Annotated in this window: 8 protein-coding genes; 1 reads left to right on the top strand and 7 read right to left on the bottom strand. The window is 49.1% G+C overall.

The window, feature by feature from the left end:
- Positions 1–23: 23 nt before the first annotated feature.
- From OXH00_06530 to OXH00_06500, 7 genes are all read right to left on the bottom strand, one after another.
- A complete protein-coding gene (locus OXH00_06530; protein MCY3740656.1) occupies positions 24–2,519 on the bottom strand; it encodes a CehA/McbA family metallohydrolase in 2,496 nt (831 codons plus the stop codon).
- Between the two features lie 120 nt (positions 2,520–2,639).
- The gene (locus OXH00_06525; protein MCY3740655.1) at positions 2,640–3,635 is read right to left on the bottom strand and encodes a Gfo/Idh/MocA family oxidoreductase; all 996 of its coding nucleotides are present in this window, start codon (positions 3,633–3,635) and stop codon (positions 2,640–2,642) included.
- Positions 3,636–3,653: 18 nt separating this feature from the next.
- Positions 3,654–4,427 carry a phytanoyl-CoA dioxygenase family protein gene (locus OXH00_06520; GenBank protein ID MCY3740654.1) on the bottom strand — a complete coding sequence of 258 codons (774 nt, stop codon included), beginning with the start codon at positions 4,425–4,427 and terminating at the stop codon, positions 3,654–3,656.
- Positions 4,427–5,140: an ABC transporter ATP-binding protein gene (locus OXH00_06515; GenBank protein MCY3740653.1), complete on the bottom strand. Its 714-nt coding sequence runs from the start codon at positions 5,138–5,140 to the stop codon at positions 4,427–4,429. The genes OXH00_06520 and OXH00_06515 overlap by 1 nt, the downstream gene beginning before the upstream one ends.
- Before the next feature lie 55 nt (positions 5,141–5,195).
- On the bottom strand, positions 5,196–6,197 hold the full coding sequence (locus OXH00_06510; GenBank protein ID MCY3740652.1) for a Gfo/Idh/MocA family oxidoreductase: 1,002 nt from the start codon (positions 6,195–6,197) through the stop codon (positions 5,196–5,198).
- A gap of 2 nt (positions 6,198–6,199) precedes the next feature.
- Positions 6,200–7,420 carry a carboxypeptidase-like regulatory domain-containing protein gene (locus OXH00_06505; GenBank protein MCY3740651.1) on the bottom strand — a complete coding sequence of 407 codons (1,221 nt, stop codon included), beginning with the start codon at positions 7,418–7,420 and terminating at the stop codon, positions 6,200–6,202.
- A gap of 386 nt (positions 7,421–7,806) precedes the next feature.
- Positions 7,807–8,835, bottom strand: a complete 1,029-nt coding sequence (locus tag OXH00_06500; protein ID MCY3740650.1) for a carboxypeptidase-like regulatory domain-containing protein — start codon at positions 8,833–8,835, stop codon at positions 7,807–7,809.
- 301 nt (positions 8,836–9,136) lie between these two features.
- On the opposite strand from OXH00_06500, the gene OXH00_06495 reads away from it, so the two are divergent.
- Complete coding sequence (locus OXH00_06495; protein MCY3740649.1) at positions 9,137–11,494, top strand: TonB-dependent receptor; 2,358 nt, start codon at positions 9,137–9,139, stop codon at positions 11,492–11,494.
- The last annotated feature ends 63 nt before the right edge of the window (positions 11,495–11,557 follow it).

The following is an 11,557-nucleotide window of genomic DNA, read 5'->3' as shown; positions in this document are numbered from 1 at the left end:
GCCTATTTCGCAAATTCGGTTAACTAATGCGGGATACCCAAGTGATGCATCCGGCGGTGGATTGCCTCTCGTGCCTCTTGGAACGGACGAGAGAGGAATTCCAGATGGTCATCCTCGCCGTGGTGGTGTGTCACAGTGCCGTGTTCATGATGGCGTGCTGTCTGCTGAATATAGGACAATCCACCTTCAATCAAGGTCAGCATATAGTTTGCTGTTTCTGGGTCAAACATCCACCATTCACCGCCAACAGCAATATAGACCGGCGAGGTATGCGCAATGATACCGCGTCCCCATCCGTCGTGGTGTGGAACCGCTTGGGCGTAGTTAGGTCCACCGCATCGCGCCGCAATCCAGGAGTGTTTGTCCACTTTCAGATTCGCTTTCAGGCGTAGATGCGCTTTGCCATCTTTCTCCTCAGTGGAAGCGACGACCTGCCCTGCCTGAATAATCTGCAAGGTATGGATCGGGAAGATAGAATCCGCGGCGGCTTCCACTTCCACAGTGCCGCCGTTACCGGGTAGGTTAATCGTGCTACCGATGGGTTGTCCATCAACAGTAAGCCGTATCATGGGACCGCCGCTGAGGAAAGTGTTTCCGGCACTCATGTATTTGCACCAGTTATCGTAATTGAATTCTTCGTTGTCAGGGATGTGAACGTAGGTGCGATAAACACCTACCGGGACATCGCTACTCATTTTATCCGTGCCACCGACGAGCGGCAGTTTATACCCACAGTTGAGATAACGATAGTACTCAAGGTGCCCATACATGGCATTGGTGAGGTATTCGACGGCATCTACACGTCCAGTAGCGATGAGTGTTGCTGGTTCGCAATTTGGGTTCGGAATGTGCGGTAAGACGACGGTGCCACCCTGCGCGTGACATGCATCCGCCCAGTGCGAGAGTGTGACTTCCATGTTCCCACCGAGTTCGGCTTCTCCGGGACCATCTGAACACCACGGTGCGACCTGTTCTTTTAAACCGAGGAGCGTGAGATGCCCGAGAAGGTGCTGACGGTTTTCCTGCGTCGCATAGACAATGCTTCGTCCATCGGCGGAGGTCGTAGGTCTTCCGATAAATTCCTCTGTATTCGTGAAGAGATGCCCCCATTGCGAGAGGAGAAGATTCACAACGCCGAGGTCTTCGCCTTGCGCTTCGGTATGCGCGCCCTGCGTAGAAAGAAAATGGACGTGTGTATCGCCGCTGAAATAGCGTTCGGCGTTCATATTGCACCACCGCTTTAAGCGGAGCGTCAACTCACGTTGCCCCGGTTTTATGTTGACGGTGGTTCGCAAAGGCGTGTATTCAAAACCGCGGGCGACATCAACAATAACGTCTCCGCGAGGCAGCCATCCTTGACACGTGCCGTCAATGTAGGCGTAGCTAATCTGTCCGAGTCGTACATCACCGCCAACATCGACGTGCCATGTGCCCATGTTTGAGTTGACGTGTGCGTGGTGTCCATGTGGTGCGTAAGGCACGCCGTGTGGGGAACGGAAGTGGACGCGACACGGCACGGGTTCGCCTGTGTCTTCATCAATCACGGTGGTATGCACCCAGTTCCTGCCAGAGTCGATAACCTCTACCTTGACGCGTTCGTTGGGTTGAACGACACCCTTTTCTTCTACTTCTCCCCAATTGACCGTGCCGAGTGTCTCACCTTGGTTCTTAACTTCAACACTGGCGGAGGGAGTCGCGGACACTTCAACATAGGCAGGGCTGCTTTTGTTGTTTTGGGATTCGCCCCAGCCTTTGAAATCATCGTTGATAAAGGCATCCGGGGCGTTCTCCGGTAACGGATACGGATAAGTCGCAACGCCCCGGTCAACATTGACTTCCATATCAAACGGTTTGTCGGCATCATCAGACTGAGGAAGCGTGATCTTGACTTCGCGGCGGGGACGACGCGGTATCGGGTCTTCGTCGAGAGAACCGAGCGTGATTGCCGCAATAATAAAACGCCGTTCCTGCGGTTGGATTTCAATTGAGGCGACCTCAACGCCGTCCCTCGGATTCTTCCAGATCCACAGATAGTAGTCGCGCGGTGTTCCTTGGCTCACCTCGGTTTGCCGGTTGCCCGCGGATCCCCAAGGTCCCTCGTGCCGAGATGCCAAACTTTCCTGCCGGTCAGGTATCGCAAGGAACGTCTGTTGTCCCCATCCCTGTGGCACACTGCCAATCTCAAAGCGTTCGCGAATCGGTACACTCTCGGTTTCACCATCGGTATAATGGAAAACATAATTGGCAATGAGCCTACCGATCGGTTCGCCTTCAGGGATGCGCGACTCAAGCAGCCGATGCACAAAAATCACCCGCTTCGGACTTGCACTGACAGAGACTTGAATGGGGTCGGTGTTAACACCTTCGCCGAATCCTAAGAAACAGGTTGCCCCTTCAGCAATTTCAAAAGGAAGCCCGTGGAATGTCTGTGCCCCGACACTTGGCGTTGCGTTCTCGCCGATAATCTCTGTACCGACATTGCACAAAGCAGAAAGTGAAATAGGTTGGTAGTCTTGCATAATGCACCTCAATTTTGGCCATCAGCGGTCAGCCATCGGCTGTCAGTAAGAACCGTTCGTGGCGGCCAAAACGATAGCAACAGCCACACGTCCTGCTGAAAGCCGATGGCTAATGGCTATTTAGAGTGGGAAATCGACTGACTCTCCCTGTTCAGAGGAGATGTAGAATGCCTGCATTAACTCCGTGAGGTTACGTCCATCTTGGATCGTAATCGTCATCGGTTCGTCGCGAAGGATCGCGTTGATCCACTGTTGCATCGGTTCGGGAGGTGCAGCTGGTGCGTTGGCGATGTATTCTGCCTTTTCTTCATCAGAGAGTTTTCGGGTTTCAAAATGCATTTCGCCGTGCCCTGCAGCAAACGAACCTTCTGTGCCGTAAATCTCAAGCATATTTGGACCGGAGCGGTGCGTCCACGCAACATCAATCACACCGAGTGCTTTGTTGGCGAATTCAACAACCGAAACGCTGTTGTCGTCGATCGGGAAATTGCCTGTAAAGTTGTTAATTTTGGCGATAGCACTCTTAGGTTCACCCATTAACCATCGGATAACATCAACGCGGTGACACCCTAAATCGAAAAGTGCGCCGCCACCGGCACGTACTGGATCTGCGAACCATGCGCTCGTGCCGCTGAACCAACTGTCCAGTGCAGCGGAATGTGCAATCCGTCCTCTACCGAATGTGATGTCACCGAGGAGTCCGTCGTCGATTGCCTTTTTCGCAAACAGGATTTCGGGGTTCGCGCGAGAAGGCAGCGAAATCATGAACTTTACACCGGCTTTCTCAACGGCTTCAATAATCGGATCGCACTCCGCGACGGTAATCGCGAGTGCTTTCTCGGTGAAGATGTGTTTACCGGCTTCAGCTGCGGCGATCATTACCCGCGGATGGTCGGATGTGATTGCGTCAACAGCGACTGCGTCTATGTCGTCGCGGCTGAGCATCTCATCAAGATCGGTGTAGAATGGAACCTCGTATTGTTCCGCTGCACTTCTACCGCCGTATTCTTCTTCGTCCCAGACAGCGACAAGTTCAGTTTCAGGGTTTTCGTGGATTCTTCGGGCGTAGCCACCAGCGTGGACATGCGCCATACTAATCTTACCCACTCTAATCATTTATTAATTCTCCTTTTGTTATATAATTCTTCCAACAGAGGATCGGGTTGCGAGATGGTTCCAGCCACGAAGCACCAGTTTGACATTGGTGTGTCGGTTTTCACCTTCAATTTCATCGTCACCAGCGAGCATCTGAACGAGTACACTTTTTCGGGTTTTGTTGGAATGGTTCGGCATCGAACCGTGGAGCGTGAAGTAACTAAAGAAAAGCACGTCTCCGGGTTCCGCCTCCAAAACGGTTGCGTTCTCAATCGGGTATCGGTCCGTAACTTCAGCGTTTTTCCCACTGCCCATCATGCCATCTGTGCGTCCGAGCTGCTTGTGGGAACCGGGATAGACGCGTACACACCCCATTTCATCGGTAGCCTCCGAGACGTAGATAATCGCGGCTATCATGCTGTCTTTGACAGACGGAAAATATTGCCAATCTTGGTGCATCGGGAAGGGCGCGCCTGTTTCCGGTGGCTTACAGAAGAGTTTGGAATGGTGGAGCATAATATCCGGTCCGAGGATGGCTTCTGTGGCATCAAGAAACTTCTCCTGCAAGAACGCCTGCATCCAGACCCCAGAGAAACTCTGGATATTGTGGGTATGGATGATAACAGATTCGCCACCGTCAAGGGCATCCATCAATCTGCCACCCCACCGTGCGTTGACATTCTCATCGCTTTTGAGGAGCTGGTCCACGACCCGATCAAAGTCGCTTTCCATCGCCTGAATTTCTTCGGCGGCGTAGACCCCTTTGGCGAAATAGTATCCGTTTTCCTGAAAGAATTGTCCTATATCTGACATTACGGTTTTGTAACCTCCAAGTAGAATTCGTAAAACCAATTTGATGAGAGGGAATCTGCGGTATCGGCTTCAGCATTCTCATTGCGCAATTCGTTAAATTTCTTGAACGCAGTAAATTGTCCATCTTTCAGTATTCCCACAAACGTCCCGTCTTGTGAACCCGTATCGCACAACCGATGAACATCTTCAAGACGATTGGTAGCAATTACGACGGTCTTGCCCATCGCTTGGAGTTCACCGATCAATTCTAACATCTCGACCTGTCCGCCGGGATCAAGAGGGGCGAGCGGTTCGTCGAGCAGCCACAGTTGCGGTTCATGAAGAAAAGTTTTGGCAAATAAGAGGCGTTGCCGCTCCCCAGTTGACAGCACCTCAATTTTGATGTCGCGCAGGTGTTGGATGTCCATTAATTCAAGTACAGCATCAATTGCTGAGGCACGTTCGCGTTTCTCTAATTTGTATGCAGCTGCGAAAAAATTGAGATAATCTACGACAGGTAACTCAGGGTATCCTTGAAATGCTACCGGTATATATCCGATCAACGGACGGACCTGTTTTGTATTTGCAAGCGCATCAACACCATCAATAGAAACGCTACCCGATGTCGGCTCAACTAAAGTTGCCAAGATGTTGAGCAGAAGCGTTTTACCTGCGCCGTTTCTGCCGAGCAGAATGAGACACCCACCGGCTGGCACCTGAAACGTAAGTTCCATGAGAAACGGCTTTTTTCCAAAAGACTTGCACAGGTTTTGGACATCAAACATTAGCTTAACTCAGATCCACCTTGACGGGTTTACCGAGTTCGGCAGACTGCCAAGCGGCTTCAGTTAATTGGATGACACGTAACCCGTTTTCGACACCGATCGGGTTCTCCGTCCGTTCACCGCGAATCAGCTCGATGAAGGCAACATCCTTGTTCCCTGATGCCGGCAGTTCAGATGCGTCAACAGGTTCTGGCGATCCTGACTGTTCCTGACGAAGGAGTTTGCCTTCGCGAAGGTGAAGCGCGCCTTCCTCTAACCAGATAGAAAATGCTTCTTGCACGCCACCGTAGGCATGTCCGACAATGCTGATATTGCACAAGGCACCCGTATCAAACTTGATTGACATTGCCGTGAGGACATCCACTTCAATGTCTAAGTTATCTATCATCGCGAAGACGGTATCCGGACTCGCTTCCAGCACCCAGAGCAAGATGTCAATAAGATGGCTGCCAGAGTCGTTCAGTTGACCGCCACCACCGAGGAATGGGTCTTGTCGCCATTTTCCCTGCTGATTGCGATACCAATTCTGCGATTGATGTGCGGAGACGAAGTTGACAGGTCCAAGTTCACCACTCTGGACAACTTTGCGGCAGTATTGGTAGGTAGGACTTAGATGGCGTTGGTAGCCGATCATCAGGTGCAAGCCGGTTTCTTCCACCTTCGCCATCACCTGCTTAGCATGATCCACCGTGCAAACCATCGGCTTCTCGGTATGAACATGGCATCCGGCATCAAGGGCATCCATGATATGTTGGAAATGTAGACCGTGCGGCGAACTAATGACGACAGCGTCGGGTTTGGCAGCGGCTAACATCTCAACATGGTCGGCGTAGGTCGGTACCGAATCGTCTAAACCGACAGTCTCTTTGAACGCATTGAGTGAACCCGCGCTCGGATCTGCAAGCGCAACAATCTCCACGTCTTCGACGCTTGAGACGCTGCGTCCGTGTCCACGTGCATTGCCACCGCATCCTATGAACGCAAAGTTTAATTTCTCTTTTGCCATATTTACTCCCAACTGTGTTTTGGTTGACGTTTGTTTAAATACCTTGAAATAAAAAAGCTTAATATACCACTGATGATTGCTCCGAAAAGCGCGCCCTCAATCGTTTTTCCATATTTCTTGAAAAAACTTTTTCTCGATATGCCGTGTTTAAGCGCAAGTACATTCCCTTTCGCAACTGTCTCGTAAACAACGAACATGCCTTCTTTAATCACAGTGACACTGCTTTGCCTAATCTTAACAGCTACTTCAGTACGGACACTTGCGTCCTCCTCATACCCATCTTTATCAAGGAAAATGCTGTAGTGCTCTGGAAGCAAGCCAAACTCATATTCGCCATCCGCATTGGAATAAGCAACTTTAGGGTGTTTCAAGTTGCTACCCCTAATCCGGACTTCGACATCGCTTACTGGCGTTTGTTGGAAGTCGATCTCAAAAATCTTACCACGAATCACCCATTTTGTTTCTGTCTCGTGTGGAGGTAAAACGTTGATGTCCGCGGTCCCATTAGAGATAGGAAATTCTACAGCAGCAGTCACCATCCGATTTTCTTCGACAGGTATTGGAAAAGTAGTATGATAACTGTCCTTACGAACGGTAACGAAGTAGTGCCCTGATGGTAAATTGTCGTGCCGATACTCTCCGCTCGCGTCTGTGATTCGGATATTATTTGTTGGGAAGCTGCCTTTGCCACGAATTTGCGAAATTGTAACTTTAGCATTTTCAATCGGAACAGATTGCGGAGATGGTGTTGTAACTTGTAATTGAAGCGTGCCGCCTTGCTGTTCTTCAGATCTGAACAAATTCCGGAATTTGGTAAATATATCCTCTTGTTTGTTCATTGTAAGTGGAACAGAATGAACACCACCGCTTGTGACCACCAAAGGCTTTCCCATTCGACTCTGGTATCCAGACTTGTGGATATTAATCAGATAATCATCCGCGGGTATATCTGTGTATACGAATACACCTGTTTCGGCAGTCGTTGTTTCAAAAATATGCCCTTCTCCGTTGTCAATCTGAACACGCACACCAGCAATAGGCAGCTGCGCGGGAGTTGTATCTATAATATATCCACGGACAATGCCTTTTTCATCCAGTGTGTCTGATTCCTGCGCGGTGGCTCCAGCGATATACAGAGCTATACACACAACTAAAATGAGGGTCCCCCTAAAATGTACCATAGGTGTCAATTTAGCGATTTTTTGCAGCACTTTAGCATACATAATATAAACATGCCACCCTTACAGGGTTGAATACTTCTTTCAAACGTCCTTCTATAAACATAACCTCCCTACGGGACTGAAGAGGGTTTTGAAGTCTTCAAGGTTTCCGCGTCGTATCCGGTTCGGTTAGGAATGCAGATCGCATTTGGGGTGTTTTTGTTTGGGTATTTCTGCGTATTGCAAACGCTAAAATCCAATGCGAAGAAAGTGTTTCTTCGCGTACGCCGCAAAACCGAACCTACCGGACCTGGGTCTGAGACGGTTGTTGTTTCTAAAATTGACACTTATGAGGGTCCCCTAAAATGCCCCATCTTTTTTCTTTTTTAAATCCCCCAGTCAACCTATCATCGGTAAGGACGCTTTGAAAGCGCGTCCATTTAGCAATTCTATTTTTTCCGCATTCCATGTGTGAGTTTAAAGGTGCTTCCGTCGGCAACCACGGCATAACTGACAAACATACCTTCTTCAGTAACCCCCAGAGCATGGTTTCCATTGTTCGTAACAATTAGGGGCATCCCTTCTTTCTCAATATATCCGTCTTTATGGAGGCTAATGAGATAGCGACCTGCTGACAAACCCCGACACTCGTATTCACCATCGGCATTGGATGTGTCACTAAACACAATCCGGTTTGCGTCCTCAATCACAACCTTAACATTACTCAACAAAGTATAAGAAGGCACCATTTCAAAAATCCTGCCGTGGATAACATTTTTTGCATCTGCCCACTCCGATTCCTGTGCTTGTGGAACATTGGCATCCGTGTTTTTATCGGGAATTGGGAGGAATATACGGGCATCGGTAATTCTGCCCGCCTGAACAGTCATTGGGCAAACAAGAGAATAATCATTTTTGATGAGCGTTACGATGTAGGTTCCCGGAGACAATTTGTCACTTTGAAATAGTCCGTGTGCGCCGGAAATACCAGTCACTACTGGTGAATCAACGCCAACAGTTCCGGTAATTATAATCTCAAGCCCCTCCATTGGCCCTCCGGATTTAGTGCGATTGTAAGCCCAGAACCGAAGGACACCGCCCCCGTTGCTGTTACCGTTGGGGTTCTTGGATATGTTCATCGTTAGTGGGACATAATGCCGTCCATCATCAATAACTGAAACAGGTTTTCCTACACGGTCTTCGTATCCGGGCTTATAGATGTTGACAACGTACTGACCTGCGGGTAAACCTGCACGTTCAAAATGTCCGTCTTTATCAGAGTGCGTTTCAAACTCTGCACCGTCTGCGTTTACACATACAACCCGAACCCCGCCCAGGTAATTTTCACGAAGTGTTGTGTCTTGAATATCCCCTATGATTGTACCGCCCTTTGACGTATCTTGATCTTCCGGCACAGCGATCCCCGTATACAGGATCGCGAATGCCATTAAAACGAAAGCCAACCTGAAATGTGCCATTTGTTGAACCTCTTTTGGGTTTACGGAGTTATATAATGTGTAACCTATCACAAACTATGGCAAAACGCAAGCGTTAATTTTTGACGCGAGATGCGGATATGCCGGACCGCATCTGATAAAAATTGTTCAAAAAATGAACACCATAGCACAAATTATGACGAAAATGGGTTGAAATTCACCAATTTCAAGCAAAATTTTGGGTGGCATGCAATTTGCATATTATAACATTGATAGAGGTTGGTTGTAGATGGCATAGGATGCCGAGGACACAGAAAAGTAAATTCCGTAGGAGAAAACTACTATGCAAAAATCGCTTTATTTTTTTATTATTCTAAACTTAATGCTATTCACAATTTGGATGCCATCTACGGTCGCGAGAAAACATGCTGATAAAAAAGCCGACAAAAAAATTGTGGACGAGGAGAAAGTTGTGGAGGTGCCGGAGGTGACGGTAACAGCCATACGTGCTGAGAAAGAGCCTTTCAAAACCCCTAACGCCATTACAGTTCTGGATTTAAAACAATTGGAACGGTCCAACGTAGAACACGCGCCGAACCTACTTCGTGATTCTGTCGGCGTAATCGCTCAGGAGACGACAGTCGGACAAGGTTCACCGATGCTCCGAAGCTTAACCGGTTACCAGACGTTGATACAGGTTGATTGGGTCCGTCTCAATAATTCGACATTTCGCTCAGGACCAAACCAATACACAGCAACCATCGCACCAGAAATGTTAGAACGCGCTGAAGTATTACTCGGTTCAAGTTCTATGCTATATGGTAGTGGTGCAATGGGAGGTGTTGTTAGTTTCTTTACAAAAGCAGTACCGATCAATCCATCGCAAGAAACTTTGGCTATACATCCACGACTGCTTGCTCGCTACTCAACTGCCACACAGGAAAAACTCGGTCGGTTAGAGGTAACAGGGAACCGAGGTCGATTCGGATTCATCGTTGGTGGCGGCGTGCGAGACTACGGTGACGTAAATCCCGGAAGTGGATATGACCTCCACTACAAGAATCGGAAGTATGAAATAGTGGACGATATGCCGAGTGGGGTGAAGCTCTATGATTATGATGAGGTGCGTGAACTACCAAAGGATAATATTCCTGACAGATGGCTTATTGACACTGAAGGTCCGTTAGGTTGGAGTGCCTTTAACACCGATGCAAAATTTGGGTATCAACTTAACGACACAAGCACTATCAACATTGCTTACCAGATGTGGCGGCAGCCGCAAACACCGCGGTATGATAAGATCGCACCGCAGGAGTTTGCCGAGTTCTTTTTTGAACCGCAAGATCGTGACCTCGCTTATGCCAACTATATAGTTAATCCAGTAGAAGCGAACATTGACACGTTCCGAGTGACAGCCTCTTATCATCGTCAAAAAGAGGGACGAAACGAGGTGGTACGCGGTGCAACAGCTCGACGGCAGCGATACGATACTGTTAACACCCTCGGTTTGAGTACGCAAACGGTCAGTTCGATCCTTCCGCGTCAACGTTTGGTCGGTGGTGCTGAATTCTACCTTGATACGATACAGAGCCGTACCGTCAAAACTGATGCGGGCAAAGAAGATATTGACGAAGAAAAGGGACGCTTTATTAGCGGATCTCAGTTTTGGGATGCAAGCCTGTATCTTCAAGATGAAATTCAGGTTCATGAGCGGGTAGAACTCATACTGGGTGGACGCGCGACGTTTTATCAAACCAATGCAGACCTCTCCGTCCGAGATCCGGCTTTTGACGAGTTCAATGTATTCGACAGCAGTTTAACAGGAAGTGCCGGGGTGGTCGTCGGTTTGACGGAGTACTTGAATGTCGTCGGCAATTTTGGCACAGCCTTCCGTGCGCCTTCGTTGAACGATACAACGGCGGTGGAAGTCACCAATGAGGGTGTCACGGCACCGAGTCCGGACCTGAGACCTGAGACTTCATGGACAGTTGAAGGTGGTCTCAAGGCACAACATTCCTACTTCCGTGGTGCCTTAACACTGTTCTACAGTCGAGTTAGTGGTTTAGTTGCGCGCAAATCTGTTCAAGAAGCGTATCAAGGGAAAACGCTACCGCAACTCCACCAAGACCTAATCAAGGAATACGATGGTATTGATGTCCTCGTGTTTGATAACGTTGATGAGGCACAATATCAGGGGGTTGAAGTCGCCGGACGCATCCCAATTCTCCCCGCTTGGTCGGTTTTTGGTAATGCAGCACTCCTACGTGGCGAAGTCCTCAAGATTGGTGGCAAAGCACCCGATCCGGAGAAACCGTGGGAAGCACGTACTCGAAGAGAACCGCCGTTGAACGGTATTGTCGGTATCCAGTGGGAACCGTTGAACACCCAGTTTTGGGGAACGTTCTATGTACGGGGTGCAGCGGAACAGCGGCGACTAAACCGGAGCGACATCCGCGACCCGCGGATACAAGGAAAGACACGCGATCCGGCGGAAGTTGAATTTGACGCTAATGGCAATGCTATAGATGCCGGTACACCGGGATGGTGGACGCTCAATATTCGTGGCGGGGTCAAACTCTTTGAATCCACACGTTTGACATTAGCACTTGAAAACCTGCTCAACCAGCGGTATCGTCCGCACGGTTCCGGCGTAAACGCGCCCGGCTTTAATGTGAGTGTGAGTTTGGACAATCGGTTTTAATAGTTTTCAGTTATCGGTTATCAGTTTTCAGTTAAGAGGACTCTGTAACAATTTACCCCTCCG

It is taken from the genome of Candidatus Poribacteria bacterium, from assembly GCA_026706025.1.
Taxonomy (GTDB): Bacteria; Poribacteria; WGA-4E; order WGA-4E; family WGA-3G; genus WGA-3G.
This window is presented reverse-complemented; position numbering and strand designations above follow the sequence as displayed.